The sequence below is a fragment of the Streptomyces sp. NPDC000941 genome, from assembly GCF_053599555.1.
The window spans coordinates 15516-34960 of record NZ_JBSFMM010000008.1 but is presented as its reverse complement, the minus strand read 5'-3'; the positions used below and the strand labels follow the sequence as shown (position 1 = coordinate 34960).

At 70.1% G+C, this 19445-nt stretch carries 23 protein-coding genes; 6 read left to right on the top strand and 17 right to left on the bottom strand.

Going from position 1 to position 19445, the window contains the following annotated elements; all coding sequences use genetic code 11:
• The first annotated feature begins 135 nt into the window (after positions 1 to 135).
• The gene (locus ACWDSL_RS05100; RefSeq protein ID WP_450481833.1) at positions 136 to 2445 is read left to right on the top strand and encodes an MFS transporter; all 2310 of its coding nucleotides are present in this window, start codon (positions 136 to 138) and stop codon (positions 2443 to 2445) included.
• A 95-nt stretch (positions 2446 to 2540) separates the two neighbouring features.
• Here the strand turns inward: ACWDSL_RS05100 and ACWDSL_RS05095 are convergent, their stop codons facing one another.
• A complete protein-coding gene (locus ACWDSL_RS05095) occupies positions 2541 to 2807 on the bottom strand; it encodes a hypothetical protein (protein WP_450481831.1) in 267 nt (88 codons plus the stop codon).
• Between the two features lie 230 nt (positions 2808 to 3037).
• On the opposite strand from ACWDSL_RS05095, the gene ACWDSL_RS05090 reads away from it, so the two are divergent.
• Positions 3038 to 3799: a thioesterase II family protein gene (locus tag ACWDSL_RS05090; RefSeq protein ID WP_450481829.1), complete on the top strand. Its 762-nt coding sequence runs from the start codon at positions 3038 to 3040 to the stop codon at positions 3797 to 3799.
• Positions 3800 to 3852: 53 nt separating this feature from the next.
• On the opposite strand, the gene ACWDSL_RS05085 is transcribed toward ACWDSL_RS05090, so the two are convergent.
• The 10 genes from ACWDSL_RS05085 to ACWDSL_RS05040 all read right to left on the bottom strand — a co-directional run bounded on the left by ACWDSL_RS05085 (position 3853) and on the right by ACWDSL_RS05040 (position 9985).
• A complete protein-coding gene (locus ACWDSL_RS05085) occupies positions 3853 to 5067 on the bottom strand; it encodes an MFS transporter (protein WP_450481827.1) in 1215 nt (404 codons plus the stop codon).
• Between the two features lie 80 nt (positions 5068 to 5147).
• Positions 5148 to 5660 (bottom strand): GNAT family N-acetyltransferase, encoded by a 513-nt coding sequence (locus tag ACWDSL_RS05080; protein WP_450481825.1) that lies wholly within the window; start codon positions 5658 to 5660, stop codon positions 5148 to 5150.
• A 37-nt stretch (positions 5661 to 5697) separates the two neighbouring features.
• Complete coding sequence (locus ACWDSL_RS05075) at positions 5698 to 6261, bottom strand: GyrI-like domain-containing protein (protein ID WP_450481823.1); 564 nt, start codon at positions 6259 to 6261, stop codon at positions 5698 to 5700.
• The gene (locus ACWDSL_RS05070; RefSeq protein ID WP_450481821.1) at positions 6258 to 7100 is read right to left on the bottom strand and encodes a MerR family transcriptional regulator; all 843 of its coding nucleotides are present in this window, start codon (positions 7098 to 7100) and stop codon (positions 6258 to 6260) included. Before ACWDSL_RS05070 ends, ACWDSL_RS05075 begins: the two co-directional genes overlap by 4 nt.
• A gap of 59 nt (positions 7101 to 7159) precedes the next feature.
• The gene (locus ACWDSL_RS05065; RefSeq protein WP_450481819.1) at positions 7160 to 7642 is read right to left on the bottom strand and encodes a hypothetical protein; all 483 of its coding nucleotides are present in this window, start codon (positions 7640 to 7642) and stop codon (positions 7160 to 7162) included.
• Positions 7643 to 7761: 119 nt separating this feature from the next.
• Positions 7762 to 8286, bottom strand: coding sequence for an RNA polymerase sigma factor (locus ACWDSL_RS05060; protein ID WP_450481818.1), 525 nt, complete (start codon positions 8284 to 8286; stop codon positions 7762 to 7764).
• Between the two features lie 151 nt (positions 8287 to 8437).
• Positions 8438 to 8638, bottom strand: coding sequence for a DUF397 domain-containing protein (locus tag ACWDSL_RS05055; protein WP_450481816.1), 201 nt, complete (start codon positions 8636 to 8638; stop codon positions 8438 to 8440).
• Between the two features lie 26 nt (positions 8639 to 8664).
• Complete coding sequence (locus tag ACWDSL_RS05050) at positions 8665 to 8865, bottom strand: DUF397 domain-containing protein (RefSeq protein ID WP_450481814.1); 201 nt, start codon at positions 8863 to 8865, stop codon at positions 8665 to 8667.
• A gap of 19 nt (positions 8866 to 8884) precedes the next feature.
• Positions 8885 to 9094 (bottom strand): DUF397 domain-containing protein, encoded by a 210-nt coding sequence (locus tag ACWDSL_RS05045; RefSeq protein ID WP_450481812.1) that lies wholly within the window; start codon positions 9092 to 9094, stop codon positions 8885 to 8887.
• A gap of 9 nt (positions 9095 to 9103) precedes the next feature.
• On the bottom strand, positions 9104 to 9985 hold the full coding sequence (locus tag ACWDSL_RS05040; RefSeq protein WP_450481810.1) for a helix-turn-helix domain-containing protein: 882 nt from the start codon (positions 9983 to 9985) through the stop codon (positions 9104 to 9106).
• A gap of 225 nt (positions 9986 to 10210) precedes the next feature.
• On the opposite strand from ACWDSL_RS05040, the gene ACWDSL_RS05035 reads away from it, so the two are divergent.
• Positions 10211 to 10645: an ATP-binding protein gene (locus ACWDSL_RS05035; protein ID WP_450481808.1), complete on the top strand. Its 435-nt coding sequence runs from the start codon at positions 10211 to 10213 to the stop codon at positions 10643 to 10645.
• A 90-nt stretch (positions 10646 to 10735) separates the two neighbouring features.
• The gene (locus ACWDSL_RS05030; protein WP_450481806.1) at positions 10736 to 11443 is read left to right on the top strand and encodes a hypothetical protein; all 708 of its coding nucleotides are present in this window, start codon (positions 10736 to 10738) and stop codon (positions 11441 to 11443) included.
• A 26-nt stretch (positions 11444 to 11469) separates the two neighbouring features.
• Here ACWDSL_RS05030 and ACWDSL_RS05025 read toward each other — a convergent pair whose 3' ends face one another.
• From ACWDSL_RS05025 to ACWDSL_RS05005, 5 genes are all read right to left on the bottom strand, one after another.
• Positions 11470 to 13779 (bottom strand): ATP-binding protein, encoded by a 2310-nt coding sequence (locus ACWDSL_RS05025; RefSeq protein WP_450481804.1) that lies wholly within the window; start codon positions 13777 to 13779, stop codon positions 11470 to 11472.
• An 84-nt stretch (positions 13780 to 13863) separates the two neighbouring features.
• Positions 13864 to 14499, bottom strand: coding sequence for a DUF6879 family protein (locus ACWDSL_RS05020; protein ID WP_450481802.1), 636 nt, complete (start codon positions 14497 to 14499; stop codon positions 13864 to 13866).
• On the bottom strand, positions 14492 to 14761 hold the full coding sequence (locus ACWDSL_RS05015; RefSeq protein WP_450481800.1) for a hypothetical protein: 270 nt from the start codon (positions 14759 to 14761) through the stop codon (positions 14492 to 14494). Before ACWDSL_RS05015 ends, ACWDSL_RS05020 begins: the two co-directional genes overlap by 8 nt.
• Positions 14762 to 14868: 107 nt before the next feature.
• Positions 14869 to 15834, bottom strand: a complete 966-nt coding sequence (locus ACWDSL_RS05010) for an ADP-ribosylglycohydrolase family protein (RefSeq protein WP_450481798.1) — start codon at positions 15832 to 15834, stop codon at positions 14869 to 14871.
• A gap of 64 nt (positions 15835 to 15898) precedes the next feature.
• Positions 15899 to 16438, bottom strand: a complete 540-nt coding sequence (locus ACWDSL_RS05005) for a YceI family protein (RefSeq protein WP_450481796.1) — start codon at positions 16436 to 16438, stop codon at positions 15899 to 15901.
• A 130-nt stretch (positions 16439 to 16568) separates the two neighbouring features.
• Between ACWDSL_RS05005 and ACWDSL_RS05000 the strand changes: the two genes are divergently transcribed.
• Complete coding sequence (locus ACWDSL_RS05000; RefSeq protein ID WP_450481794.1) at positions 16569 to 17084, top strand: MarR family winged helix-turn-helix transcriptional regulator; 516 nt, start codon at positions 16569 to 16571, stop codon at positions 17082 to 17084.
• 66 nt (positions 17085 to 17150) lie between these two features.
• Here the strand turns inward: ACWDSL_RS05000 and ACWDSL_RS04995 are convergent, their stop codons facing one another.
• Entirely contained in the window at positions 17151 to 18260 is a 1110-nt protein-coding gene (locus tag ACWDSL_RS04995) for a ferritin-like domain-containing protein (protein ID WP_450481792.1), read from the bottom strand.
• Positions 18261 to 18511: 251 nt separating this feature from the next.
• Here ACWDSL_RS04995 and ACWDSL_RS04990 point away from each other — a divergent pair, with 251 nt between their 5' ends.
• Positions 18512 to 19441: an AurF N-oxygenase family protein gene (locus ACWDSL_RS04990; protein WP_450481790.1), complete on the top strand. Its 930-nt coding sequence runs from the start codon at positions 18512 to 18514 to the stop codon at positions 19439 to 19441.
• Positions 19442 to 19445: the final 4 nt, after the last annotated feature.

The window sequence follows — 19445 nt, the reverse complement described above, 5'->3', positions numbered from 1 at the left end:
ACACCGTGTGTAGGATGCACATCTCATCATTCCTTATGCCTTTCATATCGAAGGTCATCCGGTCATTCACCAGCACACCCACCCGGAGGCGGCAGCCGTATGTCCCCGTCAGCTCCAGCAGCCCGCGTCGAGCCCTTGAGCTCGGCGCCGCCCGGCCAGAAGCAGCTCCCGCGCGAGGTGGGCGCCGGCTTCGTGGCCGTGCTCGCGTTCTGCGGTATCGCCGTCTCGGTGATGCAGACGCTGGTCGTTCCGCTGGTGACCGAGCTGCCGCAGCTGCTGCACACCTCCAGCTCCAACGCCTCCTGGGTGATCACCGCCACCCTCCTCGCGGGCGCCGTGTCCACCCCGGTCATGGGGCGGCTCGGCGATATGTTCGGCAAGCGCCGGATGCTGGTGGTGGCCCTCGGGCTGCTGGTCGTCGGCTCGCTGGTGTGTGCCGTCACCTCCGACCTGGTGGTCATGGTGATCGGCCGGGCCATTCAGGGCGGTGCGATGGGCGCGATACCGCTCGGCATCAGCATCATGCGCGACGAGCTGCCGCCCAAGAAGCTGGGCTCCGCGATGGCCCTGATGAGCTCGTCGCTGGGCATCGGCGGCGCGCTCGGCCTCCCGGCCGCCGCGTTCGTCGCCCAGCACACCAACTGGCATGTGCTGTTCTACGGCGCCGCCGGGCTCGGTGTGCTCGCGCTCGCCCTCGTGCTCATCGTCGTCCCCGAGTCGGCCGTACGGACCCCCAGCCGCTTCGACGCCATCGGCGCGATCGGGCTCTCGGCCGGTCTGGTCTGTCTGCTGCTGCCCATCACCAAGGGCGGCGACTGGGGCTGGTCCAGCGGCACCACCCTCGGGCTGTTCGGCGCGTCCGCGCTGATCCTGCTGGTCTGGGGGTTCGTGGAGCTGCGGACCGCCGAGCCGCTGGTGGACCTGCGGACCACCGCGCGCCGTCAGGTGCTGCTGACGAACCTCGCCTCGATCATGGTCGGGTTCTCCTTCTACGCGATGTCGCTGATCCTCCCCCAGCTGCTGGAGCTGCCGAAGGCCACCGGCTACGGCCTCGGCCAGTCGATGGTCATGGCGGGTCTGTACGTCGCGCCGATGGGCGTGGCGATGATGCTGGTCTCGCCGCTGTCCGCGCGGATCAACGCCACGCGCGGGCCGAAGGTGTCGCTGCTCCTGGGTCTGATCGTGATCGGCGCCACGTACGGCAGCGGCATCGTGATGATGGACCACGTCTGGCAGGTCGTCGTGCTCTCGACCGGGCTCGGCATCGGCGTCGGGATCGCGTACTCGGCGATGCCGACCCTGATCATCAGCTCCGTACCGGCCTCGGAGACGGGCGCGGCGAACGGGCTGAACACCCTGATGCGGTCCATCGGCATGTCCACCTCCAGCGCGGTGGTCGGCGTGATCCTCGCGCACCAGACCACGGACTTCGGGCGGCTCGCGCTGCCCAACACGGACGGGTTCAAGATCTCGTTCGCCGTCGCATGCGGGGCCGCCGCCCTGGGTCTGCTGATCACCCTGTTCCTGCCCAACCGGCGCCGTACGCCCGTGACGGGCCAGCCGCAGACGGCCCAGGCGCAGGCGCAGACGGCCCAGCCCGTGGCGGCGGCCGAGGCCGATGAGCCCGCCCCCGCCGCTGAGCCCCTTGCCAGTGGCGGCGGTGTCCGGGGCCGGGTGCTCGGGTCCGGCGACGTCCCGCTGCCGGGTGCCGCCGTCACCCTCATCGACAACACCGGCCGCCAGCTCGGCCGTACGGTCAGCGGTCCGGACGGCCGGTACTCCCTGGCCGCGCCCGACGCCGGCAGCTTCGTCCTGATCGGCTCGGCCCCTGGCCACCAGCCGCAGGCGGCCACGCTGCTGCTGTCCGACGCCCCCGTCACCTGTGATGTGCGGCTTGCCGGAGGCGGCGGGCCCACCGGGACCGTACGGACCTTCGGCGGCGAACCACTGGCCGGGGCGACGGCCATCGCGATCAGCCCCGACGGTGCGGTCGCCGCCACGGCCACCGCCGACGAGAAGGGCGACTTCGCGCTGCCCGAGCTCACCCCCGGCTCGTACACGCTGACCATCAGCGCCGAGGGCCACCGTCCGCACGCCGCACAGCTGGAGATCACCGGCACCGGGCAGCCCCCGCGGATCGACGCCGAGCTGCGGCCCGCCGCCAAGGTCCGCGGCACCGTGCGCGCCCAGGGCGGGCGGCCGGTGGAGGACGCGCGGGTGGCGCTGCTGGACTCGGCGGGCGATGTGGTCGGGCAGTGTGTGACCGGCGTGGACGGGGCGTTCCACTTCGAGGGGCTGACCGACGAGCACTACACGGTGGTCGCCAGCGGTTACGCACCGGTGACCATGCCGGTCACGCTCGGTGGCGCCAAGGGTTCCGGGGGCTCCGAGGGCCCCGGGGGCTCCGAGGCGCGGAACGTCGACTTCCTGCTGAGCCACGGCTGAGCAGGAGCTGAGAGAGCTGGTCCTGCTCCGGTACCGAACGCGGTACTGGGGCAGGGCGAGGGCGCCGGCAGCGAGCGCGCGCCCCTGGAATGCTCCTATTCCTCCATGGCGCCCTCCTCGTCCGGAAGGCTCTCCTCCTCCGGGAGGCTCTCCCATGCCTCCCCCCTCCTGAACAGCTCGTACCCGTCCTCCTCCGCGATCGTCTCCGCCTCGGCGCGGCTGTGGAGGGGGACCTCATAGGTGTGGCTGTCGACCGTCGCGTGGACGCCTTCGCCGTCGGTGATCGTTTCGATCGCGTGCGTCTCGTAGATGACGCGCCCCGGCTCGGCCGTGCTCCAGACCACGTGCATGCTCACTGCCATCGGACACTCCCGAAGGACGAGCCCCCTGGTATCAGGGTCTCACCTGCCGACCTGGTCTTCACCGATCTTCCGGCGCACCACCCGGACCATTGGGGCAGCACCTAGACCCTTGGCCGACGCAAGCTCGGAAACAGGGGTCTGTGCAAGGGTGTTGACGAAAGGATGTCGACGACGGGCCGGGACCGCACCTTCCCCAGGAACCGGCAGGGGTAGAGGAAGGAAGCACGACGATGACGAGCATCGCTGCGGATGCCGAAACGTGGATCAGGCGGTACGAGAAGTCCCCGGACAGCGCGTTACGGCTGGTGTGCCTGCCGTACGCCGGCGGGTCGGCCAGCTACTTCTTCCCGGTGGCGAAGGCGCTGGCGCCCTCGATCGAGGTGCTCGCCATCCAGTACCCCGGGCGCCAGGACCGGCACCGTGAGCCCTGCATCGACGACATCGGCAAGCTCGCCGACGCCGTCGTCGGGGCGCTGGAGGGGCTGGACGACAAGCCGCTCGCGCTGTTCGGCCACAGCATGGGCGCCACGCTGTCGTACGAGGTGGCGCTGCGGCTGGAGGAGCGGAAGGTGATGCCCGTCCGGCTGTTCGTCTCCGGGCGGCGGGCGCCGTCCCGGGTCCGGGAGGAGTCCGTGCATCAGCGGGACGACGCGGGGGTGCTGGAAGAGCTGCGCATGCTGAACGGCACGAACGGCGAGGTGCTGGAGAACGAGGAGCTGCTGCGGATGGCGCTCCCGGCGATCCGCGGCGACTACCGGGCCATCGAGTCGTACCGCTGCGAGCCGGGGCGGCGGATCAGCTGCCCGATCACCGCGCTGACGGGGGATGCCGACCCGAGGGCGTCGGTCGACGAAGTGCGCGACTGGGAGAAGCACACCACCGCGGAGACGGATCTCACGGTGCTCAGCGGCGGGCACTTCTTCCTCAATGACCATGTGCCTCAGGTCCTCAAGATCATCTCGGAGCGGCTGCTGCCGGTCACCCGCTCCTGACGCGGGGCGAGGAGCCTCGGGCCCGGGGCACCATCGTGCCCCGGGCCTCCCTTTCAGCGCCGATTTGCGACCGCGACATTCACCAGGGCCAGTACCGCGAGCGCGCCCCCGAACCACATCACACTCGACACCGCGATCCCGTCCGCCGCCCGCCCGCCGAGCAGCGCGCCCAGGGATATCGCCACATTGAACACCCCGACGAACAGCGCCGAGGCCGCCTCCCGCGCCTCCGGCTCCGGCACCGCCTGGAGCACCCACGTCTGCGAGGTGACCGACACCCCTCCGTACGCCAGTCCCCACAGCATCAGCAGCACCGTGGCCCCCGGCGTCGTCCCGCCGGCCACCGGCATCAGCAACACCGCGGCCGCGAGCAGGGCGAAGATGACCATGAGGGTGCGGCGCGGATCGCGGTGGGCGGTGGCGCCGGCCAGGAAGTTCCCGGCGATGCCCGCCACGCCGTACGCGAGCAGCAGCGTGCTGACCAGCCCCGCCCCGACCGCCGAGCCCTCCTCCAGCACCGGACGTACGTAGGTGTACGCGCCGAAGTGGCCGGTCACCAGCAGCAGGGTGGTGATCAGGCCGGTGCGCAGCCGGGCGTTGCGGAACAGGCCGGGCACCTCGCCCAGCCGGATCGCGCGGTCGGCGGGCAGCGGCGGCAGCGTGACGGCCAGCGCGGCCGCGACGGCCAGCGACAGCGCCCCCACCACCGCGAACGCGGCGCGCCAGTGCACCACATCGCCGATGAGCGTCCCGACCGGCACGCCCACGACCGACGCCACGGCGATGCCGCTGAAGACGACCGACGTGGCGTGGCCGACGGACTTCTCCGGCACCAGTCTGGCCGCCAGACCCGCCGCGATGGACCACACGCCGCCGATGCTCACCCCCACCAGAATCCGGGCGAACAGCAGCACGGCGAAGCCGGGCGCGAGCGCCGACAGCAGGTTGGCGGCGGCCAGCAGCCCCATCAGGCCGATGAGCAGCAGCCGCCGGTCGAGCCTGCCGACGGTGGCGGCCAGCAGGGGCGCCGCCACGGCGGCGACGAGGCCGGGCACGGTCATGGCCAGGCCGGCCGTACCGGCCGAGACCCCGAGCGCGGAGCCGACCGAGGTGAGCAGGCCGACCGGCAGCATCTCGGTGGTCACGACCGCGAAGGTGCCGACCGCCACGGCGGCGACGGCGAGCCAGTTCCCGAGCGGCGAGCGCACGGATCCGGCCGCGGACCCGGATTTGCCTGCCGGGGTGGTGAGTTCCGTGGTATTGGACATGTCTCAAGCGAACAGCCGGGATCGGCCGGGATCAACGACGTTTTCCCCAGCGTTCGATGAGGGGTGTCAGCGGGGCGGGGTCAGCCCACCTCACGCCGCATGCAGACCCGCGGCCACCGGTCGAGACCGTGCGCCGCCTCGCTCCGCCGGATCTCCCGGAGTCCGGGGGTCAGTTCGTCCTCCCCCAGGGCCCGGAACCCGCACCGCGCCGCGTAGTACGGGGCGTTCCACGCCACATCGACGAACGTGGTCAGCGTCAGCGCCGACGCCCCCTCGTCCACCGCCCGCCCCGCCGCATGCTCGATCAGCGCCCGGCCCACACCGCGCCGCGCGCTGTCGGGGTGCACGGAGACCTGCTCAATATGCATGTTCCCGTCCACCGGGTCGGTGATCAGATATGCCACGGCCCGGTTCTCGCCGTTCGCCGCGACCCAGGCCCGCCCGGCGCGCTGGTACGTCCCCAACTCGTCCAGGCTCAGCGGCTCGTCGTCGGCGATCTCGTCCATGCCGATGTCCCGGAAGCACAGGCCCGCGGCCCGCTCGATGTCCTGCAGGACGGGAAGCTCTTCGATGGTGCTCAGTCTTATCCGCACGCGCCCATCATCCACGCGCCCACCAGCTACGTGCCCATCAGCTACGCGCCGGGCGCACCGGCTGCCGCAGGATCGTGTGCATCTTCGCCGGATCGGTCTCGCGGACGTCGGAGAGATAGATCTCGTGGTGCATCCCTGCCCGCTCCAGGCCCTGCTCGGCCATGTACGCGTCCAGCAGGGCCAGGGAGACGGGCTCGTCGGCGTAGTGGCCATGGTGGGTCAGCTGTACGCACCGCCCCTCGGTGAAGGTGACCAACTGCACCCGGTCCACCGCGAGGCCCGACGGCCGGGCGTAATCGCGCGCCCGGTCGGCCGCGGGCGGATCCAGGTCGTCCGGCAGCCGCAGGAACAGGTGCCAGCGCCACTGGTCGCGCGGCACCTCCAGATACGGACGCGGGTCCTCCACCCACCAGCGGCCCTCCAGCGGCGCCGCGTGGGGCGAGGGCAGCGCGGCGGCGACGGCGTACAGGGCCGAGACGCAGATGCCGTACTCGTCCCCGCCCGGTTCGCCCTGCCCGGTCACCCCCAGGCCGTGGACCGGCCCGAACGTCACGAGCTCGGGCTTGTCGGCGGCGGTGTACCAGGCGTCCAGGTCGTTCACAGGGTCTCCTCCAGGGGGATCAGCAGCTGGGTGACCAGCTGGTCGGGGGCCGTGACGGCGGGGTCGTCGAGGTAGAGCTCCCTGATGGGCCCGGTGACGGTGTGGCCGCGTTCGACGCACCAGGCCACCAGCGCGTGGGCGGTCAGCGAGATCTGGTCGTACGGGCCCGTGTGGGTCGCGCAGCCGAACGTGCCGCCGGGGAGCAGGTCCGCCGTGGTGCCCGGCGGGGCCGGGCGGCCTTCGGGGAGCGCGGCCGTGATGGTGATGGGGATGTGCTCGCCCAGGTCGACGGGGAAGAGCCCGACCAGCCGAAGCCCCTCCGCCCCCTCCTTCGGTTTCCCGTGCTCCCCTGGTTCCCTGTGCTCCCCCGCCGCCAGCAGCGCCAGCAGCCTGCCCACACACGCCCCCGTGACCCGCCCGATGTCCTCGGGCGAATCGGCCACATCGCGGACGACGGCCACCCGCTGCGGCTCCTCCCGCCGCAGGGTCACCTCGGCGGTGGGCAGACCGTCGGCCAGGATGCGCTCCAGGGCGGCGAGGGACCGGCGGCGCCGGGCGAGCTCGTCGTCCAGCCGGTCGCGTACATCGCCCAGGGCGCGGGCGGGGTCCTGGGTGGAGAGCACGTCCTTGATGGCGGCCAGCGGCACGTCCAGCGAGCGCAACAGGCCGATGGACATGGCGTCCCGGGCCTGATCAGCACGGTAGTAGCGGTATCCGGTGTCAGGGTCCACCCTGGCGGGTGGCAGCAGGCCGAGTTCGGCGTAGTGGCGCAGCTGTTTGACGCTGAGCCGTACGACACGGGCGAACTGGCCGATGGACAGGGGTGCGTCGTCGTTCACGCGCCCCAGCATGGCCTCTCCCACGGAGGGAGACTCCAGCGACCTGCCCCTTCAGCGGGTCAGCGGGTCAGGCCCAGCGCCTTGAGCACACCGTCGCTGAGGGCCACGCGGTTGTGCGGCCCGGCCTTGGCACGGCCGGCCTCGATCCCGTACGAGCCCTGGGTGGTGTTCACCGGGACGTACCGCCCGTGGCCCATGTACGCCAGCAGCAGGACGTACTCGTGCCGGACGGTGAGTTCGGGTCCCGAGGGCAGCGCGGTGCCCGGCCTGGTGTACGACACATGAAGTGTGCGGCCGGGGGACTTGCCCTTCCCCGTCGCCACCACACTCACCGTCGCGGTGGTCTCCAGGTTCCCCTCCTCCTCGGTCTCACGGGTGGCGGCGACGCGGGCGCGGACGATGACCTCGGCGGACCGCTCCAGGTCGCCGGTGCTCCTGTAGTACGGCTCGTCGGCGGCGGGGGGTTCGGCCGAGCGGCCACCAGATCCACTGCCCTGCGAGCCGTACACGGTGACGAGTGTGACGGCAGCGACAGCGGCCACGGCCCCGCTCAGGACAAGCAGCCCCCGCCGACGTACACGCCGTTCGGACGCCCTCACGGGCTCTTGAGGCACTGTCTCCGGGACCGGATTCGCCTGCTGCATCAGGGACTTCACACGGATCATGCGGACTCCAAGGGCGAGGGGGCCGGGGCCCGGTAAACGTCGCGAAACGCCTTGCGCGCACGGTGCAGCCGCACCCACACCGCCGGTGCGCCACACCCCAGAACGGCGCCGGCCTCGGCCGCGCTCAGCCCGTCCCAGTAGCTCAGCACCAGCACCTCGCGGTGGTGGGCGGGCAGGCGGTCGAGCGTGTCGAGCACCGCCGAGTCCTGGCCGGTGGCCGCCGTACGGCCCTGCTCCTCGGCGATGCGCCGGTGCAGCTCGCTCAGCCGGGCCTCGGCGCGGTAGTGGTTGCGTACGAGATTGCGGGCGGTGACGAACAGCCAGCCGGCCGCGATCTCGCCCGCGTCCTCGAGGGTGCGCTCCCACGCGATACGGAACACCTCCGCCGCAAGCTCCTCGGCCGCGCCGCGGTCGCCCACCCTCCGGTGCACAAAGGCGACGATGCGCGGGTGCTCGCGCGCGTACACCTTGGTGAACCGCGCCGAGCGCCCGCGCCCGTCCCCCGTTTGAATGGTCTTCACGCCCCCTATATGTCTCGCGCGCCCGACATCCTTACGCAGGCTGGGCTCAGGAGTCGGAGCCTGTGTTTGTGGTGAGTATGAGACAGCGACACGCCGTCGCGTCGGCGTGTCGCTGTCTCATACTCACCGCAAAGTCGCTGCCGACGGCTGATCAGCCTGTGAGGCGGTCGAAGTCCCCGGCCTTCGCGGCGGCCGTGAAGGTGGCCCATATCGCGCGGGTGGTCGCGGCGGTGACCTGGGGATCATCGCTCTCCCGGAAGTGGACCAGCCCGTCGGGCCCGGCCGCGACCTCAACGCACTCGCCTTCGCCTCCACCGCTGTACGAGGACTTGCGCCACGCGAGCTGGGACATGGGGCTCCCCTGACTCAGATATGGAATCAGGCCGAGAAGCGGTCGAAGTCGCCCGCCTTGACAGCCGCCACGAACACCGCCCACCTCACGCGGGTGGTCGCCGCAGTGATGTCAGGGTCGTCGCTCTCGCGGAAGTGGATCAGCTCATCGGGCCCAGCTGCGATCTCAACGCATTCACTTTGCGGACCAGTGCTGAACGAAGACTTGCGCCACCCAAGCTGAGACATTGCCCCTCCAGTGCTGCGGCTACGGATTCAGACTCGCGAAGTCGTCGAAGTCACCCGCCTTAATGGCCGCTATGAAGGCTGCCAACCTCGGACGGGTCGTCACCGCGACCACATCCGGGGCGTCACTCTCCCGTAGAAGGATCAGCCTGTCAGCGCTGACAGCCACCTCGACACAGTTGCCGTTGCCTCCCCCGCTGTACGAAGACTTGCGCCATGCGAGCTGAGACATCCCTCTCCCCTACAGCCTGTACATCAAATGCTGAATAAGACCCAGCGAGTCCTGGGACTCGTGGGACTCCGGTGTGGCCTCCGGATCGACAGGAGCCAGCGCCGACTCGGACAGCCGTTCAAACATTTTGGCGTACTCATCGATGCGTCCACCATCCCGGAGGAACGTCGAGTTCAGCGGATTCTCGAGAATCACTGTCTCCAGCCCCCGCACACTCCTGCCGAAGAGGCCGAAGGAGCTGCTGAAGGCCGAGTACGGGCCCGCCTCGAATGGGAAGATCTGCACCGTGACGTTGGGCAGCCGGGACACTTCGATCAGCCGTAGCAACTGCCTGCGCATTGTCTTCGCACCGCCGACCTGAATGTGCAGCGACGCTTCATGGATGATCGCGCGGAAGACCACAGGAGTGTCCGCGATGAGGACGCGCTGCCGTGCGATCCTGAAGTCCACGAAACGATCGAGACGCCGCGAATCCCTCTCGGATTCGCCGATCACCGCTCGGGCGTAGTCCTCGGTCTGCAAAAGCCCCGGCACGAAGAGCGGTTCGTGAATGCGGATCTCGCTCGAACGGGACTCCAGCTCCGCCAAGTCGCGTCCCACGGGCGCGACCACATCACGGAAGTCGTCCCACCAGCCGCGGCCTCGGTCGTGGGCCATCTCCATAAGCTCTTCAAAGAGCGGCCCCTCCTCACACCCATAGGCCCGTAGCAACTTGTACAAGCCGTTGCGAGGCACATCGACGCGCCCGGCCTCGATGTGACTGATCCGCGTGCGGTCAGCGTCGAGCAGCGCACCGACCTCGTCGCCGGACATGCGCGCTTGAGTTCGCAGTCTTCGCAGCTCCACACCCAGACGACGCTGCCGCTCGCTGGGATTTGTTCTGGGTGGCATGGCGTTCCTCCTCGTGGCCGTGCGCAGTGTTACGCGCCCCATCGCGGGCAGTCCACCCGCTTACTCGCACATCACCCTTACGAGGCAAATCCAGCGGAACAAGTTGTAACTACTTCACGGATGACCCTACGGTCGCAGGCAATCCGAATGCGCCGCGAGCACACAAGTGGACGCCAAACGAAGCCACTTGGAATCGCTGAGGCGCACCACACCCAGGAGGCCAACATGCCGCCTTCCGACTCCCACCTCGTCTCGCTCGTCTTCCCGCCCGAGCCCGTCTGGGTCCGGGCCGCCCGGGAAGCCGTCCGTACCCTCCTCGCCGCCGCCGACCGGCGGGACCTCGCCGACACCGCACTGCTGCTGACCTCCGAGGCCGTCACCAACTCCGTGAACGCCTGCCTGCGCAGTGGCTGCTCGACCCCAGTCACACTCTTCGCCGAGTGGACCGACCCCCACCACCTCCGCGTCCTCGTGCAGGACGAAGCCCCCGGCCTCCCCGTCCCCCACGCGCCTGCCATGGAGGACGAACATGGCCGGGGGCTGGCGCTCATCTCGTACGGCGCCGACGCGTGGGGCGTATTCGCGCACGGGCCGGGGCCCGGCAAGGCGACATGGTTCGAGCTGAGCCCTCTTTCCCTCACCCCCACCGCATTCGGGTGAATTGGACCCGCTCCCGCCGCGTACAGCGATCCGCTCCCCCGTGAATCACTCAAAGTGGGTGTCCTGACGTCGGAGTGATCGGAGTCCACCGTGCGTCGACCACGTCTGCTGACCGCCTGCGCCGCCGCCCTGATCGGCCTCTCCCCCACGACACTCGGCTCTGCCTCAGCGGCACCGTCCCCGGCCGCCGCCCCCGAGCGGGTGACCGGGACGGTCAGCCTGTGGTCGGCCGACTACAAGGGCGCGGGAAGTTACGTCGACTGCCCGAGGATGGACCACCCCGTCGACCTCACACTCGTCCTGGACACTCCACCACTGGAGAGGCAGTACATCGACCGCTGCAACGGCACGATGCGCATCGAGTGGTTCGTCACCTATCGATACACGGGCCCGACCCAGAATTCCAACTTGGCCTCTCCCAGCGGAAACCAGGTCAACATCCATGTGCGCGGAGTTCTGTACGAGGGCGAATCCGAGCAGACGATGGAAAAGCAGGGCGAGGTCGACAAGGACTTCTCCGTCGCACCCGGCCGCCCGCTGCAACAGACGGTCGAGCTGCTCAACCAGGCGGACGCCGCCCCCAACGACGCGAGAATGACCGACAGGGCCTGGGCCCAGTTCGACCTCAAGGACGAGGATCCGCTCGCGCAGCCCCAAGGGCAGTCCCCGCTCGCCCCGCTGAAGCTGGACAAGCTGGATGTGCTGGACAAGCTGCCCGGCTTGGGCAAGGTGGGCAATGGGAGCGGGCTGCTGGACAGCCTGGGCGGCCTGGGCGGGAAGCCCCTCTCCATTCCGTAACATCCGTAACGCCGGACCCCAAGCGGTCAGCGATCGTGCGCCAGTCGGCTCTCGATCCGCTCGCGCAGCGTCACCGCACGCGCATCGTCGTAGTCGGCCAGGAGCCGTAGGGCTTCGCCCCAATGCCGCCTGCCCGCTGCCGCGTCTTCGGTGAACAGCGATGTCGCGAGGCCGTCCAGGGCCAGAGCATGGTGCCAGGCGTCACCCAGTTCCTGGTGGACCGCTGCTGCCCTGCGGAAGAAGTCGGCCGCTTCACCAGGGCGATCGAGGCGCTGGTAGGTCCTGCCCGCGCCGTACCAGGCGAGCGCTTCGCGGCTGCGGTCGCCAAGGCGGCGGTGGATCACGGCGGATCGCTGGTAGGAGATCAGCGCCTCGGCACACTGCCCGAGCGCTTGCTGGGCATCGCCCAGATAGAGCAGCCAATACCCCTCCATCACGCGGTCGCGCAGCTCCAAGGCGATATCCAGGGCGTCGTGAGCGGTCCGGGCGGCTTCGGCCGGCTCGCCGCGTTCCAGGTGGATCGCGCTGCACATGCGCAGGACATTGCCCACGCTGCCCTTGTTCGCCATCCGCTCATGTACCACAAGGGCTTGTTCAAGATTGCTTTCCGCTTGCGCCAGACGCCCGGCCTCGAACTGCGCTGTGGCGAGATTGGCGCGTGCGACCGCTTCCCAGTGCGCGGCGTCGAGCTCATGGAAGACGGTCAGGGCTCGTACGAAGTGCTCCTCCGCGTCGCGTAGCCGTCGGGAACGGAGGGCGAGCAGCCCCAGAGCGTTCAGCGCGGACGCCTCGCCCCGCATATCGCCGAGTTCCCGTCGGATTGTCAGCGCCTCGCGGTGCGCGTTCAGGGCCTTGGGAAGGTCGTTGAGCCGCCGGTAGGCGAATCCAAGGCTCTCCAGGATCTTGGCTTCGCCGACCCGGTCACCAAGACGTCGTACCGCTCTCAGGCCGATCTCTCCCGTGACGAGCCAGTCGGTGACGGCGGCCGACGGGGCCTGGGCGCTCCAGAACACCGCGGACAGTTGCCAGGCGTAGCGATCAAGTCCGGCCTTCTCAGCAGCGCGTACCGCGGCGACGAGATTCGGCTGCTCCCGCTCGGACCAGTCGACGGCCTGGTCGTAGTCGGAGAAGGACAGGGGAGCGGCCCTCTCGTCCGCCGGGTCCAGCGAGACGTGTTCGCGGGCGGGGGTGATCCAGCTCTGTGCGGCATCGGCCGAGTGCAGATACCAGTCGAGTACGCGCCGCAAGGCAGCGGCGCGGCTGTCGGCCGTCTCGTCCAGGCGGCTCTGCTCGGTCGCGTAGGCGCGCAGAAGATCGTGGAACTCGAACCGGTCCGGTGCGGTCTGCTCCAGCAGATGCGCCCCGACGAGCACATCCAGCAGCTGCCGCGCCTGCCGCACGCTGATACCGGCGAGAGCGGAGACGGCTCCAAGGCCGAAGACGGGCCCCGGGTGCAGACCGAGCAGCCTGAAGAGGCGGGCCGCGTCCGGGGGCAGTGCGCGGTACGACCAGGCGAACACCGAGCGCACCGCGTCGGCGTCCTGCTCGTCCCCCGTGCTCAGCGCCGCCCACAGTGCGGACTCGTCGCGCAGGTCGGCGATCAGCTCGTCCAACCGCATATGGGGGTGGCTCGCCGCGCGCTCTGCCGCGATACGCAAGGCCAAGGGCAGCCGCGCACAGAGTCGGGCGAGCTCGGCCAGCTTCTCCGCGTCGTCCTCAGGGCGATAGCCGGACGTCACGGCGCGCAGCAGGGACACCGCCTCCGGCTCGGGCAGGGTCCCGAGGGTGATGCGGTGCGCCCCATCGCGTACGGCGAGCCCGGACAGTCGGCCCCGGCTGGTGACGATCACCAGGCAACCGGCGTGGCCGGGCAGCAGCGGCCGCACCTGGGCCACGGTGGCGGCGTTGTCCAGGACGATCAGCGTTCTGCGGTCGGCCAACAACGAGCGGAACAGCGCCGACGCGGCCTCGGTGTCCGTCGGCACCGCGCCCGGCTCGACGCCGAGGCCCGTGAGGAACCGGTGCAGTGCTTCCTGTGCGGTGACCGGCTCGCCCGGATCGTAGCCCCGTAAGTTGACGTAGAGCTGGCCGTCGGGGAAGGCGGCCTTGACCTGGTGGGCCCAGCGGAGGGCCAGAGATGTCTTCCCCGCTCCGGCGGTGCCTGCGATCACGCATATGGCGACGACGACGGAGGAGTCGCCCTCGCCACCGGCCAAGATCGCGTCAAGGCGGTGCAGCTCCTCCGTACGGTTGACGAAGCCCCTGATGTCACCGGGCAGTTGCCGCGGAACGACCCGGGTGGGGTCGTCCGCCGCCCGGGTGCTGTGAAAGTGCACTCCTCCGGAGATGGCTCCCGCTTGTACGACATCGCGCGAGGATCCCGACAGATCGTTGTCCGTGTCGTCGTCCCTGGTGATCGCTTACACCGCTTTCCGCTGGGGCGGCTGCGGCGGCGAAAGGTGCGCCACGCGGCGTTCGAAGTAGGACAGCAGATCTTCCCCGACCTCGTACAGCTCCCTGATGAAGCTCTCCCAGCGCTTGGTCAGCTCGGCGTCCGTGAAGCGGATCGCTCCGTCCAGGAAACCGGCCTCCGTGTAGACGACCTGGTACAGGACCTGGCCGCCGACCACGACGACTTCGGGCAGCGGGCCGGTGGTCTCCAGCGCGCCCAGGGCAGCGGGCGTGACGACTCGAATCTTCTTACCGGCCTCCGACTGCACGCGCAGCGCATGCAGTTCCCACTGCATATAAGGCGTCAGCGGCTCTTCCACCACGCGAACGCGGTGGAAGTCGGTGCCGCGCTCCCGGTCGCGCTGGGCCGCCTTGAGGTGTGCTTCCCGCTCCTCGCCGAGAAGCCGCAGGGAGTCCTCCCACTGGCCTCGGCAGAACACTCCCCAGGCGTCGTCCAGTTCCTCGAACTCCTGCTGCCGCTCGAACTTCCAGGAGAGCCGGTCGCGGAGCTCCGCTCGACGCTGCCGGAATTCGCTTCGATAGGCATCAAGGGGCAGTCGTTCCCCTTGGGAGATGGGGAGTTCGAGGGCGCTTCGGTCAGGCATCCGCGATGTCCGGCTTCGCGGAGCGGAGCATGTTTCCTGGAATGACCACTAGGCGCTCATCCGAGGCGATGGTGACATCCGCGGGCAGACGTTCGGCGTAGGCGTCGGTGAGATCACGTCCGACGATCGCGATGTCACCGTTCCCGAGCTCCCAGATGTCCGGGCAGCCGTCGTCATCCCTGGTGTTGCCCAACTCCTTGGCCGACTTTCCCAACCGCCGCACGAATAACGTCGACGGATCGGCTTCCCAGGGACGGGCCATGTCGTCTCCCCCTCTGTGCTCAGTTCGATCGCTACCGAGCGTATGAAGAGCGGCTACGTACCGCAAGAAACCCGTCGGCCAACATGGCCAACGGGCATCCACTCGGGCTACGACAGCGCCGCCACCCACGCGGGCAGTGGCTCACGCCGTTCCAGCCAGGCGGCCGGGACGGCCGATACGCCTGTGCCCGCGCCTACGACGCCGCCGACGATCGCGCAGGTGGTGTCGACGTCGCCCAGGCCCTCCGCCGTGGCCCATAGGGCGGCGATCAGGTCGTCCTGGTGGCGGGCAGCGCACCAGAGGGCGAAGGGGACCGTGTCGTCGGCCCGGATGCGGCGGCCGCTGCCGAGCAGGTCGGCGGCCTGACGCGGGGTGGTGGTGGGCGGCAGGGCGATGGCGTGGATCAGGCCGTCGCGGACCGGGCCCGGCGGGGTGCGGTCGGCTACCTGGGCGAGGAGGTCCGGGGTCGGCTCCGTAGTCGGTTGCGCGGTTCGTTCCGGGGTCTGGACGCGGCCGGCCGTGAGGGACGCCGCTACCGCGACCGCGACCGCGCCGGCGATGCCCTGGGGGTGGGCGTGGGTGACCTCGGCCGAGCGGCGGGCCTGTTCGGCGGCGCGGTCCGGGTCCGCGCTGAACCACGCGCCCAGCGGCGCGACCCGCATCGCCGCGCCGTTGCCGAGGCTGCCCTCGCCGCCGAACAGGGCGCGGGTGGCGGACGGCCAGGAGGTGTGGGCGGCGGCGAGTGACGGCAGGAGTTCATGCATACCGCTGCCGTAGCCGCGCCCGGGGTCGGACAGGAAGGTGTCGGCCAGGGTTTGCGCCAGCCGCGGTTGGTCGATCTTCCCGTGGTCGTTCAGCACGCTCAGTAAGCCGAGCGCCATCGCCGTATCGTCCGTCCACGGCCACGGCGACTCCTCCGGGACCGCCCGCGCCCGGATCTCCCCGTACGCCCGCCGCCGGTCGCGGAACAGCGGGAACCAGCGTTCGCCGAAGGCGTCGCCGAGGGCCAGGGCCTCGATGCTGCGGCGGGCGGCCGACGGGTTCGGAGTTGGGGTCGCGGTCATGGTGCGCATCGTGCCAGTGGGGGGATGTTCGCCGCACCGCGGTTTTTCGGCCCGCCGAGACGCTGTTCGTCCCTTACGAGCGGCCGCGGGTGAAGTGGGCCTCGACCGTGATCGCGGTCTGGCCCTTCATCATGCCGAGCTTGTTCCAGGTGAGCCCGAAGTCGGCCGGGTCGACGGACAGTTCGGCGGTCAGGGTGACCCCGTCCGCGGTGGCGCCCGGTGCGGTGGCGGTGAAGGCCAGCGGGCGGGTGGTGCCGCGGACCGTCAGCTCGCCGGCGATCTCCACCGCGCCCCGGGGGTCGGGGGTGGCGCTGTGGGCGGTGAAGACGAGGGTGGCGTGACGGTCGGTGTCGAAGAAGTCCGCGCTGCGCAGATGGGCGTCGCGCTTGGCGTGGCCCGTGTCCACGGAGGCCGCGTCGATGGTCAGGGTGCCGCTCGCGGAGCCGTCGGGCAGGACCTCGCCCTCGCCGTCGACGCTGGTGAAGTCGCCCTTCACCGTGACCATGCCCCACATGGTCTTGTGCTGGAGGCGGACCCGCGTGCGTGCCGGGTCGAGGACCCAGGCGCCTGGCTGGACGGCGGGGAGGGGCGTGGTGGCAGCGGGTTCGGGCATGGCGGAAGGCCTTTCGTACGGGCAGGTCGGGCGACCATTTAAGTAGCCAGATATTAAGTAGCTAGTTAGACAGTAGCTGGCGTTGATACCCTGAGCAAGACCGGTCGACAGCGCGAAAGGGGTGCGAGACGTGGCGGAATGCCCGGAGACGGCCCACGTGGGCGATGGGGACGGCTCCCGGTGCCCCACCTCGGAGGATCACGCGCTGCTCCAGCAGTGGGACGTCCTGCAGTCGGGGATGCGCCGGCTCACCGATCAGCTCCTGGACGACGTCGAGACGAAGACCGGCCTGGCGCCGTCGTCGTTCCAGGTGCTGTGGTTCCTGCTCACCGCCCCCGAGAACGCCGCGCCGATGAACCAGCTCGCCGCCACCCTCGGCTTCACCACGGCCGGCACCACCAAGGTCGCCGACCGGCTGACCGAGGCCGGGCTGCTCGAGCGCCACCCCTCGCCGTGCGACCGCCGGGTCATCCTCGCCCGGCTGACCGAGCCGGGCCTGACCGCCGCCGTCACCGCCGCCCTCACCCTGGCCGACGCCCTGCGCAAGCGCGTCGTCGGGCCGCTGGGCGCGCAGAGCTTCGGCTCGCTCGTGGACGGGGTCGGCGCGGTCGACCCCGCCCCGAGGCCCCGGGACAGCTGCGGCTGAGGCCCCAGGCCGTCACCCCCTGACCTCAGCCATCCACCACCCCGCAGTCCTCAGCCCCGTCAGCCCTCAGTCGTCCGCCGCGCCCTCGGCGATCGCCGCCGCCACCTCCCCCGTACGCGCCGCCTCCTCCGCCCTGAAGCGCCGCGCGTCGAGCCGGTCGGCCAGCTCCTCGTCCTGCGCCATCAGCTGGTCGAGGTCTCCGTCACCCAGCTCCAGCACGCCCAGGTCGACATACGCGCGCCGCAGCCGCGCGCCCCACAGCCCGATGTCCTTCACACACGGCACGATCCGGCTGAACAGCAGCTTGCGGAAGATCTGGAGCTGCGGCGCGCGTTCGGTGTACTCGTGGGCCTCGGCGCTGGAGATGCCGAGGTTCTCCAGGACCTCGACCCCGCGCAGCCGGTCGCGCATCAAGTAGCAGCCCTCGATGACGAATTCCTCGCGTTCGCGCAGCTCCGCGTCCGTGAGCTGCCGGTAGTAGTCGCGCAGCGCCATCCGCCCGAAGGCGACATGGCGGGCCTCGTCCTGCATGACATAGGTGAGGATCTGGCGGGGCAGCGGCTTGTCCGTGGTGTCGCGGATGAGCCCGAACGCGGCCAGCGCCAGGCCCTCGATGAGTACCTGCATGCCCAGGTACGGCATGTCCCAGCGGGAGTCGCGGAGGGTGTCGCCGAGCAGCGCGGCCAGGTTGTCGTTGATCGGGTAGAGGGTGCCGAGCTTGTCGCGCAGAAACCGGCTGTAGATCTCGGCGTGCCGCGCCTCGTCCATGGTCTGGGTGGCGGAGTAGAACTTGGCGTCCAGGTCTGGGACCGACTCCACGATCCGAGCCGCGCACACCATGGCGCCCTGTTCACCGTGCAGGAACTGGCTGAACTGCCAGGCGGCGAAGTGGTGCCGCAGCTCGCCCTTGTCCCGCTCGGTCATCTTGCCCCAGTGCCGGGTGCCGTGGAGGGGCAGGGCATCGTCGGGGGTGCCCAACGGGTCGTACGGGTCCACCTCCTGGTCCCAGTCGATCCGCTTCACGGCGTCCCACTGCTTGTCCTTGCCCTTCTGGTAGAGGGCGAGCAGCCGTTCGCGGCCTTGGCCGTAGTCCCAGCTGAAGCGGGCCGCCCCGGTGGCGGGCACCTGCCACTTCGGATCCCCGGGGTCCATCGCGTAGAGCTCCTGCGTCGACATTCGACGCCTCCTTCGCCTTGCTCGCTCCCCCGTATACGAATGGGAAAACGCGGGCTCACACGTCTAGTACGGCCGGGCCATATGCCGCTCGAGGATCGGTCGAGCGTATCGGCGGCCCGCTCTCCGGGCGGGCTTGACGCGGCCGTACGCAGGGGATTGACGTGCTTGCTGACACAGCGTCTCATAAGACGTATCCGCCGGTAACCCTCCCGGCGGCCCCGCCACGACCGAGGTACGCCGAGGTGCCACGCATGACGACCACGATCCGACCCACCGCGCCACGCGATGCGCTCGGGCTGCTCAAGGACCGCGAGGCGGTGGCCGAACGGCTGCTGAAGTCCTCCGCCCGGCACTCCTTCGACCCGGACACCGAGCTCGACTGGGACGCGCCGTACGAGGAGGGCATGTGGTTCTGGCCGCCGGAGCTGCTGTCCCTGTACGACACGCCGATGTGGCGGCGGATGTCCGAGGAGCAGCGCGTCCTGTTGTCCCGGCATGAGTTCGCCGCGCTGCTCTCGCTCGGCATATGGCTCGAGGTCATCCTGATCCAGCTGCTCACCCGCCATATCTACGACAAGCCCTCGACCAGCGCGCATGTGCGCTACGCGCTCACCGAAATCGCCGACGAGTGCCGTCACTCGAAGATGTTCGCCCGGCTGATCGCCAAGGGCGGCACCCCCGCCTATCCGCCCGCCCCGCTGCACCACAACCTCGGCCGCTTCTTCAAGACGGCCTCCACGACCCCCGGCTCCTTCACCGCGACCCTGCTCGGCGAGGAGATCCTGGACTGGATGCAGCGGCTGACCTTCCCCGACGAGCGGATCCAGCCGCTGGTGCGCGGCGCGACGCGGATCCATGTGGTGGAGGAGGCGCGCCATGTGCGGTACGCGCGGGAGGAGTTGCGCCGCCAGATGGTTTCGGCGTCCCTGTGGAAGGCGGAGGTGACCCGGGTCGGCTCGGGCGAGTTCGCCCGGGTGTTCGCGCGCGCCTTCGTCAATCCCCAGGTGTACGCGGACGTCGGGCTCGACCGGCGCGCGGCGGTCGAGCAGGTGCGGGCGAGCGCCCATCGGCGCGAGGTGATGCGTACGGGCGCGAAGCGGCTGACCGACTTCCTCGACGACATCGGCGTGCTGCGGGGCGCGGGGCGCCGGTTGTGGCAAAGCTCGGGCCTGCTGGCGTAGAGGG

Bases quoted from the DNA above. Each gene is read 5' to 3' on its own strand.
- ACWDSL_RS04995 (WP_450481792.1), bottom strand. From the start codon at position 18,260: ATGTCGACGCAGGAGCTCTACGCGATGGACCCCGGGGATCCGAAGTGG.
- ACWDSL_RS05055 (WP_450481816.1), bottom strand. From the start codon at position 8,638: ATGTCCCAGCTCGCGTGGCGCAAGTCCTCGTACAGCGGTGGAGGCGAA.
- ACWDSL_RS05090 (WP_450481829.1), top strand. From the start codon at position 3,038: ATGACGAGCATCGCTGCGGATGCCGAAACGTGGATCAGGCGGTACGAG.
- ACWDSL_RS05085 (WP_450481827.1), bottom strand. From the start codon at position 5,067: ATGTCCAATACCACGGAACTCACCACCCCGGCAGGCAAATCCGGGTCC.
- ACWDSL_RS04990 (WP_450481790.1), top strand. From the start codon at position 18,512: ATGACGACCACGATCCGACCCACCGCGCCACGCGATGCGCTCGGGCTG.
- ACWDSL_RS05010 (WP_450481798.1), bottom strand. From the start codon at position 15,834: ATGCGCACCATGACCGCGACCCCAACTCCGAACCCGTCGGCCGCCCGC.
- ACWDSL_RS05045 (WP_450481812.1), bottom strand. From the start codon at position 9,094: ATGTCTCAGCTCGCATGGCGCAAGTCTTCGTACAGCGGGGGAGGCAAC.
- ACWDSL_RS05095 (WP_450481831.1), bottom strand. From the start codon at position 2,807: ATGGCAGTGAGCATGCACGTGGTCTGGAGCACGGCCGAGCCGGGGCGC.
- ACWDSL_RS05020 (WP_450481802.1), bottom strand. From the start codon at position 14,499: ATGCCTGACCGAAGCGCCCTCGAACTCCCCATCTCCCAAGGGGAACGA.
- ACWDSL_RS05035 (WP_450481808.1), top strand. From the start codon at position 10,211: ATGCCGCCTTCCGACTCCCACCTCGTCTCGCTCGTCTTCCCGCCCGAG.
- ACWDSL_RS05050 (WP_450481814.1), bottom strand. From the start codon at position 8,865: ATGTCTCAGCTTGGGTGGCGCAAGTCTTCGTTCAGCACTGGTCCGCAA.
- ACWDSL_RS05005 (WP_450481796.1), bottom strand. From the start codon at position 16,438: ATGCCCGAACCCGCTGCCACCACGCCCCTCCCCGCCGTCCAGCCAGGC.
- ACWDSL_RS05040 (WP_450481810.1), bottom strand. From the start codon at position 9,985: ATGCCACCCAGAACAAATCCCAGCGAGCGGCAGCGTCGTCTGGGTGTG.
- ACWDSL_RS05015 (WP_450481800.1), bottom strand. From the start codon at position 14,761: ATGGCCCGTCCCTGGGAAGCCGATCCGTCGACGTTATTCGTGCGGCGG.